The sequence below is a fragment of the Dolichospermum sp. FACHB-1091 genome (assembly GCF_014697585.1).
Lineage (GTDB): Bacteria > Cyanobacteriota > Cyanobacteriia > Cyanobacteriales > Nostocaceae > Dolichospermum.
Map to the genome: position 1 here is coordinate 37077 of NZ_JACJSB010000005.1, position 17438 is coordinate 54514.

General features: G+C 36.5%; 13 protein-coding genes. 3 read left to right on the plus strand and 10 right to left on the minus strand.

Annotation, left to right across the window (positions count from 1 at the left end; genetic code table 11):
* Positions 1–128: 128 nt before the first annotated feature.
* Both H6G25_RS04645 and H6G25_RS04650 read left to right on the plus strand, forming a co-directional pair.
* Positions 129–3260, plus strand: coding sequence for a PAS domain S-box protein (locus H6G25_RS04645; protein ID WP_242034884.1), 3132 nt, complete (start codon positions 129–131; stop codon positions 3258–3260).
* A gap of 176 nt (positions 3261–3436) precedes the next feature.
* On the plus strand, positions 3437–3643 hold the full coding sequence (locus H6G25_RS04650; RefSeq protein WP_028084306.1) for a hypothetical protein: 207 nt from the start codon (positions 3437–3439) through the stop codon (positions 3641–3643).
* Positions 3644–3778: 135 nt separating this feature from the next.
* On the opposite strand, the gene H6G25_RS04655 is transcribed toward H6G25_RS04650, so the two are convergent.
* The 9 genes from H6G25_RS04655 to trpB all read right to left on the minus strand — a co-directional run bounded on the left by H6G25_RS04655 (position 3779) and on the right by trpB (position 15868).
* Complete coding sequence (locus tag H6G25_RS04655) at positions 3779–4867, minus strand: ATP-dependent 6-phosphofructokinase (RefSeq protein WP_190391462.1); 1089 nt, start codon at positions 4865–4867, stop codon at positions 3779–3781.
* An 80-nt stretch (positions 4868–4947) separates the two neighbouring features.
* Positions 4948–5967 carry a dihydroorotate dehydrogenase-like protein gene (locus H6G25_RS04660; protein ID WP_190391463.1) on the minus strand — a complete coding sequence of 340 codons (1020 nt, stop codon included), beginning with the start codon at positions 5965–5967 and terminating at the stop codon, positions 4948–4950.
* 391 nt (positions 5968–6358) lie between these two features.
* Entirely contained in the window at positions 6359–9919 is a 3561-nt protein-coding gene (gene nifJ, locus H6G25_RS04665) for a pyruvate:ferredoxin (flavodoxin) oxidoreductase (protein ID WP_190391464.1), read from the minus strand.
* 9 nt (positions 9920–9928) lie between these two features.
* A complete protein-coding gene (locus H6G25_RS04670) occupies positions 9929–10195 on the minus strand; it encodes a hypothetical protein (RefSeq protein ID WP_190391465.1) in 267 nt (88 codons plus the stop codon).
* Positions 10196–10497: 302 nt separating this feature from the next.
* Positions 10498–10809, minus strand: a complete 312-nt coding sequence (locus H6G25_RS04675) for a HetP family heterocyst commitment protein (RefSeq protein WP_190391466.1) — start codon at positions 10807–10809, stop codon at positions 10498–10500.
* 1464 nt (positions 10810–12273) lie between these two features.
* Entirely contained in the window at positions 12274–12903 is a 630-nt protein-coding gene (locus H6G25_RS04680; RefSeq protein WP_190391467.1) for a ribonuclease D, read from the minus strand.
* 235 nt (positions 12904–13138) lie between these two features.
* Positions 13139–13702, minus strand: a complete 564-nt coding sequence (locus H6G25_RS04685; RefSeq protein WP_190391468.1) for a CAP domain-containing protein — start codon at positions 13700–13702, stop codon at positions 13139–13141.
* 316 nt (positions 13703–14018) lie between these two features.
* Positions 14019–14534, minus strand: a complete 516-nt coding sequence (locus tag H6G25_RS04690; protein WP_190391469.1) for a CAP domain-containing protein — start codon at positions 14532–14534, stop codon at positions 14019–14021.
* Positions 14535–14629: 95 nt separating this feature from the next.
* Positions 14630–15868, minus strand: coding sequence for a tryptophan synthase subunit beta (gene trpB, locus H6G25_RS04695; RefSeq protein WP_190391470.1), 1239 nt, complete (start codon positions 15866–15868; stop codon positions 14630–14632).
* A 136-nt stretch (positions 15869–16004) separates the two neighbouring features.
* On the opposite strand from trpB, the gene H6G25_RS04700 reads away from it, so the two are divergent.
* Positions 16005–16700 carry a response regulator transcription factor gene (locus tag H6G25_RS04700; protein ID WP_190391471.1) on the plus strand — a complete coding sequence of 232 codons (696 nt, stop codon included), beginning with the start codon at positions 16005–16007 and terminating at the stop codon, positions 16698–16700.
* 261 nt (positions 16701–16961) lie between these two features.
* Here the strand turns inward: H6G25_RS04700 and H6G25_RS04705 are convergent, their stop codons facing one another.
* Complete coding sequence (locus tag H6G25_RS04705) at positions 16962–17246, minus strand: Npun_R1517 family heterocyst differentiation transcriptional regulator (RefSeq protein ID WP_190391472.1); 285 nt, start codon at positions 17244–17246, stop codon at positions 16962–16964.
* Positions 17247–17438 lie beyond the last annotated feature (192 nt).

Genomic DNA, 17438 nt, shown 5'->3' on the forward strand with positions numbered 1-17438 from the left:
TTGTATCTATAGTACCAACTTGTGCCAGATTTTACTTAATCTTTTGATAGAAATAAATCTTTTAATTCTCCAAAATTAAAGTATTCCTATCAAATTGATTAGCTACTAATTATTAGAGTTTTACAGATATGAAATTAGTTACAACACCATCTACCCATGATACCAAACCAATGGATTTATTAAATAATGGTTTTAACCAGCCCTTTATTAACTTACCTAGTTTAGGTCAAATCATTGATTATTCTCCTTTAACTATTAGTTCCGATAGTTGTGTTATGGATGCGATTAACTTAATAAATCAATCACCTTATCAAGTTAATAACCCACTTAAAACAGCAAACGACTATGTTCTAGTAGTAAATCAAAACGAGTTGCAAGGAATATTTACCATTAAAGATGTATTGAGAGTAATTGCCTTAAATATCAACCTATTAGGGGTAAAAATAGCTGAAGTGATGACTCAGCCACTAGTTACTTTAAAAGCATCATCATCTGAGCATATCTTAACAGTGTTTACCCTTTTAGAGCAATATTGTATTCAGCATTTACCCATAGTAGATAACGCAGGAAAATTAATAGGTATCATCACAGAGAAGAGCTTATTACAAGCCTTAAATATAGAAGAAATAGTTGGTATAATGCAAGCATTGCGTGAAAATTTTGCAGAATCAACGACAGAACACAACCCAGTTAATCAACAAATAGAAGTAATCCCTGGGGAACTTTCTCATGCTTTGCAAGCATCGGGAGAAAAACAAATTCCTTGTAATCCAAAAATTAATGAAGAACTTCAAGAAACCTTAGAAGAATTGCAAATTGCGGAAGAGGAACTGCGTCAACAAAATGAACAACTAATCCTGGCTCGGGAAATTACGGAAGCAGAAAGACTGCGTTATCAAAATTTATTTGAATTTGCACCTAATGGTTATTTTGTAACTGATAGTTTAGGTGTGATTCAAGAAGCTAATCAAGCTGCATCATTCTTATTATCTGTCCCTCAAAAGGCACTTATTGGTAAGCCATTAGTGGTGTATATTGCTGACAAATGCCCTTTTGATTTTGTATCCAGGTTAAGTAAATTGCAGAATTTACAGGAATGGGAAATGTATTTATGTCCTCGTCAAGGTTCACCTTTTCCTAGCAAAGTCAGAGTTAATCCTTTGTATGATCATCTAAATAAAAGCACTCGTTTTCTCTGGTCAATATCTGATGTTAGTGAACAGCACGCTGCACTTCATGAACGGGAAAAATTAGAAGCTGCACTACGTCAAAATAGTGACCTTTTAGAAATCAAAGTAGCGGAACGTACGGCAGAATTAATAACCGCTAATGAGCGGTTACAACAGGAAATTATTGAACGGGAAAATATTCAACAGTCATTAAAAGAAAGTGAAGAGCGACTTAGTTTAGCAATGGCAGCGGGGAATACAGCGATATGGGATTGGCATATCCAAAAGAATGAGGTTTTTTGGTCTCCAAATATGGGTTTAATGTGTGGTCTATCTGGTCATGCCTTGTCTCCTATAGACGCAGAATTTCTCAATTTAATATACAGTGAAGATCGTGAGCATTTTCGTCATTGTGTGCATAAAACTTTTGAGAAAGGAGTTGATTTGTCCTGTGAATATCGGGTGATATCTAGTGATAGTAGTCTCAGGTGGTTGGGTACTAGGGCTAAAATCCACCATGATGAAAATGGTCAGCCGCTACGGATGATTGGAACTACTAGAGACATTACCGACCGCAAGGAAACAGAACGGAAAATATCTGAACAAGCTGCCCTTTTAGATATTGCTACTGATGCAATTTTAGTGCAAGACTTAAAATTTCAAATCATCTTTTGGAATCAGGGAGCAGAAAGGATGTATGGTTGGCAAAATCAGGAAGTTTTAGGTAGAAATAGCAATGATATTTTCTATCATTCAAATGTTGACAAACAAAACATACCAGTATCAGCTATTGAAACTGTAGTTAAATCTGGAAGTTGGGAGGGTGAATTATACAAAAAAACCAAATCAGGGAAGGAAATTATTGTTCAAAGTCGCTGGACATTAATGTTAGATATTGGTGGCCAACCCAAATCTATTCTGACGGTAGACACTGATATTACAGAAAAGAAACGACTACAACAGCAGTATTTCCGCGCTCAGAGATTGGAAAGTATAGGTATTTTAGCTGGTGGTATTGCTCACGATATCAATAATATCTTAACTCCGATTTTAGGATCTGCTCAATTACTAAAAGATAGATATTATCAAGACAATAAACGTCCGCTGCAACTGCTGACAATCATTGAAAATAACTCTAAAAAAGGAGCGGCTTTAGTGAAACAACTGTTATCCTTTGCTAAAGGAGTTGAAGGCAAATATATGATTTTACAAATCAATTATTTGATCAAGGATACTATAGAGTTTGCAAAACAAACTGTTCCTAAATCTATCAAATTCTATACCCATCTTTCTCCACAACTATGGACAGTCTCCGGGGATAAAACCCAACTGGATCAAGTATTAATTAACTTAGTCGTTAATGCTGCTGATGCTATGTCTAATGGTGGATATATCTCTATTTCTACGGAAAATTTATATATTAATGAAGAGATGCGGCAAATAAATTCTGATGCTAAAGTTGGGAATTATATTGTTATTACTGTTAGAGATACAGGTATAGGAATGTCTCCGGAAATAGTAGAAAGAATCTTTGAGCCATTTTTTACTACTAAGGACTTTGGTAAAGGAACAGGATTAGGACTATCAATAGTACAAGGAATTATTAAAAGCCACAAGGGGTTTATTAACGTTGATAGCCAAGTTGGACAAGGTAGCAAATTTCAGCTATTTTTACCATCAATAAACCAGGAAGTTTCACTTTTAGAATCTGGTGATGATAAAATGTATTCAGGACAGGGAGAGTTGATTTTATTAGTAGATGATGAAAAACAAATTCGAGAAGTTACGAAAACGATTTTAGAAACCTACAATTATCAAATTCTCACTGCTAAAAATGGCAAAGAAGCTATTGATATTTATACCCAAAATCAGGACAAAATCAAACTAGTATTAATGGATATAATGATGCCAGAAATGGATGGAAATGCCGCCATTTGCAAATTAAAAGAAATTAATCCCCAAGTCAAAATAATTGCTTGTAGTGGACGCAATATAGAACCAGATAATGAAGCTCAAGTTGCAGCAATTTTATTAAAACCCTATAGCAATCAAGAATTACTGGAAAAATTAAATTTTGTCCTCTGTTTGTAGTCAGGTCTTTAGCCCTGATGAGTGTTACCATAGCGTTTTGAAGACGGGAGTAAAGTCGTGATTGAATGAATATTTGAATGAATATTTGGATATTTTGGACAGATTTTTGAGATTACAGAACTTATGCTCATACAATTGACTGATTTCTGAGACTTTTACCCTTTTCTGGCAAATCTATGACACCTCAAGAATTTTTAGAAAATTTGGCAACAGCAGCAACAGACACCGAAAAACTGATAGTTTTTGCACAATACCTTGATACAACCGCGCTAGACAATGCCACAACCCCAAGGTGGAGAAGTATTGGTTACAGTAACGAAATTCAAATGGCACTTAAAAATGTGGCTTTTCATTTAGAAGCACTTGCGGAAGCAGGAAAATAGCATTTTTGATAAAAATCTTGTGGTGTGGGCATCTTGCCCGCTCAAGAGTTACAGATATTAATGACAAAAATCTTGTGGTGTGGGCATCTTGCCCGCTTAAGTTGATATTGTTATTGAGAGATTAAATTAGACTACTTAGACTTCTTCACCAATATAAATGCCTAAACATTTAGCAGTTTGGATTAAATCACCGTGAGGATCAACAAGGGAGGGATTATGATTGATAACATCTTCAATGGGGAAAGTGACAACTTTTCCATTTTGCCAAGCTAACATTTTGTTGTACTGTTCTTGAGCAATTAAATCAACCGCAACTTTACCGAACATAGTAGCTGTGAGTCTGTCTAAAGCTGAGGGAATACCACCGCGCTGAATATGTCCTAAGACGGAAACTCTAGTATTAATTAAATAATTACTACAATTAGCGATTTTTTCAGCAATGTATTGACCTTTACCACATTTATCAATCATACAACTAGAAGCACTATTTGTATCTTCCGCAGAAACAGATACACCTTCAGCTACGACAATAATAGCAAATTTCCTGTACCAGCCATCGCTTTGGCTATCACAACCATGGCGTAATTCCCCTAAGTGATTGCATATACCCTGAATACTATAGGGAACTTCAGGAATTAAAATCACATCAGCACCGCCGGCAATTCCTGAGTATAATGCTAAATGTCCCGCTGTCCGTCCCATAACTTCGATAATCATTACTCGGTCATGACTAGCAGCAGTGAATGTAAGCCGATTAATAGCATCAACAATGGTATTAACTGCGGTATCAAAGCCAATGGAACGTTCTGTAAAAGCAACATCATTGTCAATAGTTTTAGGAATAGCGACTAAATGCCAATTACCTAAAACTGCTAATTGGTGAATAATATTTAAACTACCATCTCCACCAATAGCAATTAAAGCATCTAAAGCGATCGCTTCATAACCTGATAATATTTCATCAGCATGGGCTAAGGTATCCCCTTGATTAATAGTACCTAAGATTGTTCCCCCCATGTTCAGCAGCGGGTCAATACCGTGCAAATTCCAACTGTGGATACCTAAAGGGACGGTTTTCCGCTCTAGCAGTCCTTGAGTCGCGTAGGGAATACCCACCACTTCCCAATCATAAGTCTGTATTGCATGACTGACAACAGCGCGAATCACACAATTTAACCCAGGACAGTCACCACCACTAGTAAGAATACCAATACGTTTTTTCATTATTTGTTAGTTTTTAGTTTTTAGTTTTTAGTTTTTAGTTATTACCTATTACCTATTACCTATTACCTATTACCTATTACCTAACTTTTTGTATAAACTCTACCAGAATCTGGATTATAAGTTTGTAAAGCCTTCATATATTGAGCGCGTTCAAAAGCACTTGGATGAGGACAATTTAACTGACTCATACTACCTTGCATTTGTTGTACAGATTCATATTCGTGTATTTCCATCCATTCACGCAGGTCTTTTTCTAAACACTGGATATAAGTAATTCCTCTCCGCAATAATACAGAACAAAGCATAGTAACATTTGCGCCCACCATCAGCATTTTAATTACATCTTGAGCATTATGAATACCACTAGTTGCAGCAATACTACCGTGAATATGACCATAGAGAATGGCTATCCAGCGCAGAGGTAAACGCATGGCTTGGGGGGTACTTAATAATACATTAGGTTCAACTTCTAGAATTTCTAAATTAATATCTGGTTGATAAAAGCGATTAAATAATACTAAACCATCAGCACCGGCATGATCTAAACGTTTGGCCATATTTGCCATATTAGTAAAATAGGGACTGAGTTTAACAGCTACAGGAATAGTGACTGCGGCTTTCACAGATGTGAGAATATCAATATAATTCTGTTCAATTTCTGCACTTATTAAATCTGGGTCTGTAGGAACATAATAAATATTTAATTCTAGTGCTGATACCCCCGCTTCTTCCATGAGTTTACCATATTTAGTCCAACCGCCAACAGAACAACCATTAAGACTGCCAATAATGGGAATATCTACTGTTTCCTTAGCTTTCTGAATATGATCTAAATATTCTTCAGGTCCTACCCGAAAATTAGTTATGTCGGGGAAATAGGTTAAAGCTTCAGGAAAACTTTCTGTACCATAACTGAGATGATGATGAAGTTGGGATTTTTCTAAAGTTAATTGTTCTTCAAATAGTGAGTGCATAACTACAGCACCAGCGCCTATATCTTCCATGGTTTTAATATTATCAATTTCCCGTGAAAGTGGGGAAGCGGAAGGAACTAAAGGAGATTTTAATTCTAAGCCTAAATATGTGGTAGTTAAATTCATAATTTTAATAATTTGCTAAAAAGTGATGAATTTAGGTTGAGTGATAGCACTATCCAAAAAAATCTTTGATTAAGTTGGGTTTCATTCCTCAAATCAACCTACGCAGGACTTACGCAAAATATCTCTCAAATCCTCATTTCTCCGTGACCTCTGTGCCTGGAGTGGTTCGTTATTCCATGAATCTTGCGTAAGTCCTACTACGATTAAGTTGGGTTTCATTCCTCAAACCAACCTACGATTAAGTTGGGTTTCGTTCCTCAAATCAACCTAGGATTAAGTTGGGTTTCGTTCCTCAAATCAACCTAGGATTAAGTTGGGTTTCGTTCCTCAACCCAACCTACGATATAAACTAGATAATTTGATTATTTTCTTCATTTTCCTGAGTTCTGATTTAGGTTTCCTGTAATTTTCCTGCGGCTAAATATTGATACATTTGCCACCGATTGTTAACATCAACTTGTGCTTCTTTTAAAAGTTGTTTTGCTGTTTCTGGATTAATTTTCGTCAACATTTGAAAACGATTTTCCATATACATGGAATTTTCTATTGGTATCTTAGGAGTGCGAGAATCGAGTTGTAGGGGGTTTTTCCCTTGTTTAATGCGGTCGGGGTGATAACGATATAATAACCAGCGTCCAGAGTCCACAGCGGCTTTTTGATTTTGCATTGCTGTACTCATATTAATTCCGTGAGCAATACAATGACTATAGGCAATAATTAAGGATGGACCATTATAAGCTTCAGCTTCTAAAAAAGTTTTTAAAGTTTGTTCATCTTTTGCTCCCATTGCTACACTAGCAACATAAACATCACCATAGGTCATAGCCATTAAACCCAAGTCTTTCTTAGTTGTTCTTTTACCACCTGCTGCAAATTTTGTCACTGCACCTTTAGGAGTAGATTTAGACATTTGACCTCCAGTATTAGAATAAACTTCTGTGTCTAATACCAAAATATTAACGTTGCGGCCACTAGCAATTACATGATCTAAACCACCATAACCAATATCATAAGCCCAACCGTCACCACCAATGATCCAAACACTTTTTTTGACTAAATAATCAGCTAAGGATTTTAAATTTTGGATTTGGGATTTGAGATTGCTTTTGGTTATAGATTCAAGAAGTTGATCTAATTTTTGTTTGAGAATAGAAATTCGTTCTCGTTGTTCATAAATATCTGCTTCATCTTTTTGTTCAGCATTGAGGATATCTGTTACTAAACTTTCACCTATTTCTGGTGCAAGTTGTTGAAGTAAATAGGCTGCAAATTCCGCTTGTTTATCTATAGAAATGCGAAAACCTAACCCAAATTCGGCGTTATCTTCAAATAAACTATTAGACCATGCTGGACCTCTACCTGCGGCGTTTTTTGTCCAAGGAGTGGTGGGTAAATTACCACCATAGATAGATGAACAACCGGTGGCATTAGCGACGATCATGCGATCGCCAAATAATTGTGTTACTAATTTAATATATGGTGTTTCTCCACATCCCGCACAAGCACCAGAAAACTCGAATAAAGGTTCTTGCATTTGTTGTTGATTAATATGATGCAACTGCAAATTTTTTCGATCTGGGTTAGGAAGATTTAAGAAGAAATCCCAGTTTTCTCGCTCTTGTTCTCGCAATGGTCTTTGTGCTTCCATATTAATGGCTTTTCTGCGAGGTTCGGCCTTATTTTTTGCAGGACAAATATCAACACAAATACCGCAACCTGTACAATCTTCTGCTGCTACTTGAATGGTAAATTTTAAATTATGCCAATCATGTTCTTTCGCATTTGTACTTTTAAAAGTTTTTGGTGCATTTTCTAATACTTCTGGTGCATATACTTTAGCACGAATTACACTATGAGGACACACCATTACACATTTACCACATTGAATACAAACGTCACTATCCCAAACAGGAATTTCTGCCGCAATGTTGCGTTTTTCCCATTTAGATGTTCCTGTGGGATATGTACCATCTATTGGTAATGCACTCACGGGTAAATCATCTCCTTGACGGGCTATGATTTTACCTAATACATCATGAACGAAATCTGGTATATTTTCGGAAATAGATGATAGTTCTGTTTTTGCTGCTTTGGCTATAATCTGATGAAGATTCTCCAGAGTTTTATCAACTGCTTTAATATTCAGTTCGACAATTTCTTCACCTTTTTTACCGTAGGTTTTATAAATAGATTCCTTAATTTTAGCAATGGCTTCTGCCCTTGGTAAAATACCGGAAATAGCAAAGAAACAAACCTGCATAACTATGTTAATATGTCCACCTATTCCCGCTTCACGAGCGACTTTATAGGCATTAATCACATAAAAGTTGAGATTTTTATTAATTATCTCCTGCTGTATAGAAGCTGGTAATTTATCCCAAATTTCATCTTGATGATCAGGTGCATTTAATAAAAAAGTACCACCAGGAATTATCTCTTTCAAGAGCGGGAATTTTTCTAAAAAATCCCATTGATGACAAGCGATAAAATTGGCTTTCGTAATTAAATAATGAGAACGAATTTTCTCAGAACCAAAGCGCAAATGAGAAACCGTTACAGAACCAGATTTTTTAGAATCATAAACAAAATAACCTTGACTATAATTATCAGTTTCTTCTCCAATAATTTTAATTGAATTTTTATTTGCACCCACTGTACCATCTGCACCCAAACCGTAGAAAATTGCCCTGAATATATTATCTGCCTCAATATTAAGTTCTGGATTATATCCTAAACTAGTATGTGTAACATCATCATTAATGCCAATCGTAAAATGATTTTTCGGGATGTCAATATCTAAATTATCAAATACTGCTTTTACCATCGCCGGTGTAAATTCTTTAGATGATAAACCATATCTACCACCAACAACTTTAATTTGATTAATTTGGTTTTCCGCTAACGCTGTCACCACATCTAAATATAAAGGTTCACCAATAGCACCTGGTTCTTTTGTTCTATCTAAAACCGCAATACTGCGGGTAGTTTTCGGCAGAGAATTAATAAATTTTTGGACATCAAAAGGACGATATAATCTCACCTTGATTACTCCAACTTTTTCCCCTTGTTTATTAAGATAATCTACAGTCTCCTGGACAGTTTCACAACCAGAACCCATGAGAATAATGATTTTTTCCGCTGCTGGATCTCCATAATAATCAAATATTTTATATTCTCTTCCCGTCATTTCTAAAAACTCATCCATGACCCTTTGAGTAATATCTGAACAAGCTAAATAAAAAGAATTTACCGTTTCCCTACTTTGAAAATAAACATCAGGGTTTTGTGCCGTTCCTCGTAATACCGGGTTATCAGGTGTTAAAGCTCGTAAACGATGGGCAATTACTAACTCTATGGGAATGAATTTTTGTAAGTCTTGAGTTGTTAATATTTCTATTTTATCTACTTCATGAGAAGTGCGAAAACCATCAAAAAAATGTAAATAAGGTATCCGTGATTCTAAACTTGCGCGTGTAGAAATAAGAGCAAAATCATGGGCTTCTTGTACAGAAGCAGCGCACAACATAGCAAAACCCGTACTTCTCGCGGCCATGACATCACTATGATCTCCAAAAATTGAGAGCGCTTGTACTGCCAGCGATCGCGCCGCAATATGAAATACTGTAGGTGTAAGCTCTCCTGCAATTTTATACATATTTGGGAGCATTAACATCAATCCCTGGGAAGCTGTAAATGTCGTTGTTAGTGAACCCGTCTGTAAAGCCCCATGTACAGCACCAGCAACCCCCCCCTCACTCTGTAACTGCACCACTGAAGGAACAGTTCCCCAAATGTTCGGTTTTCCCTCATTCATCCAACTATCAGACCATTCAGCCATGGGTGAAGATGGTGTAATAGGGTAAATAGCAATTACCTCGTTTAATTGATAAACAACCTGAGCAACAGCTTCATTACCGTCTATAGTGGCAAAAATTTTATTTTTCGGATTCATATCTTTATATTACTCGTATATAATTACAGTGTTTCCTTTTCTGGGTATAGATACCCCATTAAAGTAAGTTTTTTTGGAATTATCTACACTGTTAATTTTCTGCTTGCTGTATTTATCATCTCCACCGATATTTTGTTTTTTTAACTTATTTTTGAATAAATCAATATAGCAATAACCCCCTAAAAAAACTTCTGTTTCCTCTAGAGTCATATCTTCCAGAAGCAACTTGACATCAATTTGATAAATATCGGCATTGCACTGTAATATTTTAGCCATTGTTTTATATCTTCATGAATTAAAGATTACTCTGTCTTCTAGACTGGCAAAAATTATCATAATTTTCATCTATCTATTGGCTAATATTCAAAGCAATTCCCTACCATACAGGACTTACGCAAAATATCTCTCAAACCCTCTTTTCTTCCTTCTCTTCGTTCCTATCCCTGACGGGACGCTCCGCGAACGTGGTTCATTATTCCGTGACTTGTGCGTAAGTCCTACCATACTATAAAATACCCCATACTAAAGTTAGCATGGGATATATAACAACAGGTATCCGAAATCATTTACAGTTGAATCTACCTTTCTCCTGCGGTTACGAGTTGAGATAAATCTCTGTAATTAGGACTATTGACAGAAGCTTGAATATCAGAGGATGTTTTTTGTTTACTAGCTGTTACCAGTGCAGAAATTTGACGGTTTTCTTTAATTAATCGGCTGTAAGTACGTTGAGGAATATAATGTATCGGATTATAACCAATATAACGTAAAATCAGCACACAAGCCCAAGAATACCGACCATCAGCAATAGCCTCGATGATATGATTGAATTGTTCAGGAGTGATAACACTATGAAAATCTTTCTGAGAATAAGAAGCTGAATAGTTCATAACTAACCCTGATTTAATCTTGTAGGACTGAAATGGAAGAGGTTGTAATAACTGAGAATAGAGAATCTTTTAGTCAAAATTAATCAGACCTTGATGATCAAACTTGGGAACTTTTATCCTGATTTGATAAGTCTTGTAACTCATGACTTCTAATGCTCTAAATCCCAAATTACAGCCAGAAATTCATGGGATATCGGATATCACACCGTTATATACAGATGATATGCAAAGAATTTAATTCTCTTGGTAAATAACCTTGATATCTAAGTTCGAGTATAGCGACAACTTTTCGATTGAATATCAATATTATTTGTGGTTATCAGAGAATTTTATTAATTTTCTGTGAGGTTTATTCAGAAGCGGTTTACATTCAAATAACCCTATATCTGTTAAGTAATTAGTAGTCTTGTAATCTTTGTTGTACCATGGGCAATTTTTTATCTAAATAAATTAGATTCCGAATTGTTTGCGTGTATAAATTGGTAAATTACTAAACTCATTACCCTTCTATTAGTAAAAAATATAGGTAAATTCCTAGTATTTTATGCCTAATTTGATTGTTTGATAACGAATAGGAAATACAGCTAATCTAATTATGACACTATTTAAATAGTCATACAATATTGAAATATTTCCTGACATTTGCTATCTACAGTTTTGTAAATACCCATTGTGACACTATTATATATAGAATACTATGTTTTCAGTAACTAGTAAGCCAAATTGGCACTTTGTGCCTCTAAATAATAGAAAAAATGTCAGGTTAAAATTGCGTATTAAATGACTGTTTAAATAGTGTCATAAGGAGTATTTACAAAATTCTAGATTAGAGGTAATACAATATTGTATGACTGTTTAAATAGTGTCATAAGGAGTATTTACAAAATTCTAGATTAGAGGTAATACAATATTGTATGACTGTCTAAATAGTGTCATAAGGAGTATTTACAAAATTCTAGATTAGAGATAAATTATTTTCCCAATGTTGTATGACTATTTATTTTCCGTTATTTTTAATAATCTGGCTAAATTAGTTACACCTGATAACCAAATACTCAACCTATTAAAGCAGCCGAGAAGATGATTATCAAGGTTCTGAGGAATTGAGCAATATTTATATATGTAATATTTGATTCTTTTATTAATAGACTTTTAAAAAAAATGTCATATCTCTACAATCTTTACCGCAGATGTCTATTTTAGGAACAGTCGCAAACTTACAAATTTTTATATTCCTTTGTTCCTTTGCGACTTTGCGCCTTGGCGTGAGACTTTAAAATGTGGTTTATTTACCTAAAAATCGCTGTAAGGCGTTGCTGATTTCAAAATGCTTGTAGAGACGTTCCATGGAACGTCTCTATCAAAATTGCAAGTATTGTTATATTTAACTAAGTTACTCAAGGCCTATTCTTATTTAGGGGTAATTCATGAATTACCCCTACTTTGCGTAAGTTCCTAAGATATCTAATGTTCAAATAAGTCCTTGAATTGTAATAGATCTAAGGCGACAATTGTGGATAAAGTTTGAAAACATTCTTGGGCAAGTTGCCAACGCTCTTCCCGTTGTAACATCACAGTAAGTTTTTGCTGTATACTCAGTAGGTAACGCACATCATTAGCAGCGTAACTTAATTGTACATCAGATAAATTACTAGCATTACCCCAATCAGAACTCTGGGCGCTTTTATCTAATTCTACTTTTTCCAGTTCTAACACTACGTCTTTTAGCCCGTGACGATTTGTATAAGTACGTGCTAACTTACTAGCAATTTTAGTACAAAAGACGGGCTGAACAAAAATCTCTAAATTATGCCTTAAAGTAGCCATATCAAACCTAGCAAAGTGAAAAACTTTGATGATATGGGTTGCTTCCATAAGTGTTTTTAAATTAGGTGCGGCTGTTTGTCCTCTAGATATGCCAATAGCAGTAACTTGTCCTTCTGGGTTACAAAGTTGAACCAGACACAAACGGTCTCGTTGTGGCAAAAGTCCCATTGTTTCCGTATCAACAGCGATCGCTGGAGCTTTTAAATACTCAGAAAGGGCAGCATCAGTTAAATCACCGTCACCAACTTGAAAATCCTGCAATATCATGAAGTTATCAAATATAAATTATCTTTATTGTGCCAGATTTTAATACTGTTTTTAACACTCCAGTCAAAAAGGCAAAATTCATAAACCGATTTATACCTCTTATCAAACCAGAGGCATCTTTTAAAATTATTATTAATAATACCATTACCGAAAAATCTGTTTTCCTTCGCGCCTTTGCTCCTTTGTAACTTGGCGCGAAATATAATTCATACCACCATTATCCAACGACTAATTCTTAATTGCGCCCTGGGACTGTAGCGTTTAAAAATATTTGTGTTAGATAGACTTGGCCTTGCTCATTGGTAGCCACACCAACCCCAGTTAGATTATATTTACCCTGAAGATTCTTAAGATGTCCAGGACTTTTTAACCAGCCAGAAACCGCCTCATTTGCAGGATTACTATATCCCATATTGTAAGCGACATTTTCTGCCGCACTGCTGTATTTAAGAGGAATAGCCATAACGCGCCGTTCAAATCCTTGATGGCTAAAAGGAACTTTACCACTAGCCATATTTTGACTATGAATTCTCGCTTGCTGACTAATCTTTTCGCTTAAATTTAACTTTCCTAGTCCCCGTTTTGCTCGATATTGATTAATTTGAGTAAAAACTGATTTCTCTAAATTATTAGTTTCAAAACTAAAATTAGATATTTTGGCTTGACTTGTCACAAGTGATGAACGCTGATATCGGCCAGTTTGTTTAGCAGAACTATTATCTGGATTAGCAGCAGTCATATAGCCACTAGCAAGGACAAGCGTACTTAAAGCGATGCCAAAAGCAGTTTGTCTTAACATGAGGTTTAAATTAAGTAATGTATGGATTTATAGGATATATACCCTATCTTCTGATGATCGGAATACTTACCAGGATACTATTTACCAAATATAAACTCAAGAATCATTGAATTTTCACAATTTCAATCAGTTATCTGGATAATACTTTTGTTTATTGTCATCGCGTAGAGCAGCCATATTTAGTCTTAACAGAGAATAGGTTTTGTCAATGCTATTTACACTACATTACTAAACTAATTAAAATTAAAATAATTAATAAAAAATAGTATCCAATGATAGATGTCATGGATACTAAAATCTTATAATTTACAAACATTTATCTTGACCGCAGGAAAATTTGTGTAAAATAAATTTTCCCTTGGTTATTTCTGGCTACACCAATCCCCGTTAGGTTATAATCGCCCCTAATATTAGCCCTATGTCCTGAACTATTCACCCAGCCTTGAACGGCTCGATCCGCGGGATCTTGATGTCCTTGGTTATAAGCGACATTTTCGGCGACTCGACTGTAAGCAATACCTGTTGCTGCTACTCGTCCTGAAAATCCATCATGTCCAAAAGCGACTCTACCACTAGCCATATTTTGACTGTGAATTCTTGCTTGATTGTCAATGGTAGAATTACGGGTAAGTGCGGGTAGATTTTGCGAAGCCCGATACTGGTTGATTCGTCGGAAAACCGATGCTTCTATGGCAGCAGTATTCACATTACCTTGTGCAACTTGGTAATTAGGAGTTAATCCGGTCGATAAATTAGGTTCTGAACTAGCCATTGTTCCACTAACTAAAACCAAAAAACCCGCACTAGCAGCGAAAATAAAGTTTTTCAGCATGATTGATCACCTTTGAAAATTAATTGCTTGGGGAGGTGGAGGAAATTACTCACAAGTTCAAAAGAACTTGTATTCCTAATTCTCCCCAACTGTACTTAATGAATTAAGAACTTAGCAGCAGTTTGTACATCCTTGTCGCCTCTTCCAGAACAGTTGATGATTATTTTGGGACTACCAGCAAGTTGTGGACAAAGAGTTTCTAAATAAGCGATCGCATGAGAAGTCTCCAATGCTGGTATAATACCCTCTAATTTAGATAATCTCTGAAATGCGTCCAAAGCCTCAGCATCGGTAACGCTATAATACTCAGCGCGACCACTATCTTTCATATAACTGTGTTCTGGACCTACACCAGGATAATCTAAACCAGCACTAATAGAATGCGGTTCAATCACCTGACCATACTCATCTTGCAAAAGATAACTCATAGAACCATGTAATACACCCACTGTTCCTTTCGTGAGTGTGGCAGCGTGTTTATCAGTATTTACACCTTCTCCAGCGGCTTCTATACCAATCAAACGTACCGACGGTTCTTGAACAAACTCGTGAAATAGTCCCATAGCGTTAGAACCACCACCCACACAAGCCAAGAGAATATCAGGTAAACCGCCCCATTTTTCCATAGCTTGAGCGCGGGTTTCTTCACCAATTACAGCATGAAAATCCCGCACCATCATCGGGTAAGGATGGGGACCTGCCACAGAACCGAGGATGTAATGGGTAGTTTCTACGTTCGTTACCCAGTCTCTAATGGCTTCAGAAGTGGCATCTTTGAGAGTTCCCGTACCTGCAGACACTGGACGAACTTCTGCCCCCATCAACCGCATTCTGAACACATTTAAAGATTGGCGTTCCATATCGTGAACACCCATGTAAATAATACATTCTAAACCGAAGCGGGCGCAAACTGTAGCGGTCGCTACGCCATGTTGTCCCGCCCCGGTTTCCGCAATAATGCGCTTTTTGCCCATACGTTTTGCCAATAATACTTGACCAAGGGCATTATTAATTTTATGTGCGCCAGTATGATTCAAGTCTTCACGCTTTAAATAGATTTGCGCTCCTGTACCATCAGGACGGGCATAATTAGCGGTAAGGCGTTCGGCAAAATACAAAGGTGTGGCACGTCCGACATAATCACGTAATAAACCTTGTAATTCAGCTTGGAAACTAGGTTCATGGCGATATTGCTGATATGCTGTTTCTAACTCGGCTAAAGCTGGCATGAGGGTTTCAGGAACATATTTACCACCAAAGCGGCCAAAACGCCCTAAAGTATCGGGGACTAAAGCAGTTTGTGAGAAATTCAGAGAGAGGGGTGTAGTAGTCACAGATTAAGTAAAATCTAAAATTAGAGAACAAAGTTAATTTTAATTCTAGACTTGTTGAGAATGCTCTGGTTGTCTAGTAGTCAATCTTTACTAAATTTCGCTACATTAGAAGAATGTACACTTATAGGACTTTTCAATGTCAGCACAACTGTTACTGGTAGATGACGAACCGGGATTACGGGAAGCAGTGAAAGAATACTTACAAGAAAGCGGTTTTAGGGTTCAAACTGCCAGTAATGCCCGTGAAGGTTGGGACTGGATGCAAGAGAACACCGCCGATTTAGTGATTTCTGATATTATGATGCCCCAGGTGGATGGCTATCAGTTCCTCAAACAACTGCGCGATGATCCCCGTTTTCAAGCATTACCTGTGGTGTTTTTAACCGCCAAAGGGATGACATGCGATCGCATTCAAGGCTACAAAGCGAGTGTTGACGCTTATTTACCCAAACCCTTCGACCCCGATGAATTAGTGGCCATAGTCGAAAATTTATTGGCTCGTCGCAGCGCTCAAACCTCTGCTTCCGGGGAGGAGGGTGAAACTCCAAATCTTGCCGAATTGGCTAATCAAATCGCTCAAATTAGAATACTATTAACTCATAGAAGTGCCATATCCCAATCCCCAGCCCCTTTTAAGATAGATTTGACTCCTAGAGAGCAAAGTGTTTTAAACCTAGTAGCCGAAGGATTGATGAACAAAGAAATTGCTCGACGCTTGGAAACAAGTGTCCGCAATGTGGAAAAATATGTCAGTCGTTTATTTAGTAAGACTGGTACTAATAGTCGCACAGAATTGGTTCGTTTCGCGCTAGAACATGGTCTAGCTAAATAAACCACCCGCAATGATGGCAGTTAATTGGTAAAGAAATGGTAAAATACACCTGGCTAATTTCCCTAACACAATAGTAACATAATGTTACAGATTCCTACCTGTGGTCTTCCTAGCTTGCCAGTATTGAGGTAACAATGATATGTAGACTCAATTTTACGTTTTCTAGCTAACTCATGATTAGGAAAAACAGGTGCAGACCTGAAAAACTCAATCTTCAAAACTCTAAATCAGGCTTGTTATGGTGGAAAATTACAGCGATTACTACTGGGGGATAGTATCGGAGAAATTGCGTAAGCGCATGAGTTGACGACGCATTTGTGGGGAGGCTTTAAACTCCGATATTTCCTGAGCTTTTACAGAAGCTTGCAAGGTTTCCAAAAATTCATCAGCCCCTTCCGTTAAAGCCTCTAGTAATACTTGTAATAGTTGCTCCCGATCACTTAGCAGACTTTTTTCTTCAATCAGACGGAATTTGAGGTGGATTTCACATTCATAAACACCGACTTCAAGATTATTTATTTGGCGCGGTAATGCTTTGGAGTTCATAGTTTTGAAGATTCCTCTACTTAGTGGTGATACGGGTGATGGATTAAATCTCTAGAAAAATTACTTATGCTTTTTCTATACTTTTGTGAATCCAAAGTTATTAAAGATAAGAATTTTTCCTCATCCATAAAACTAGCAGCTTTGCATAATGTTGGCATGAGTCATGTTTTACATAAAAACGCAAAGGCGCAA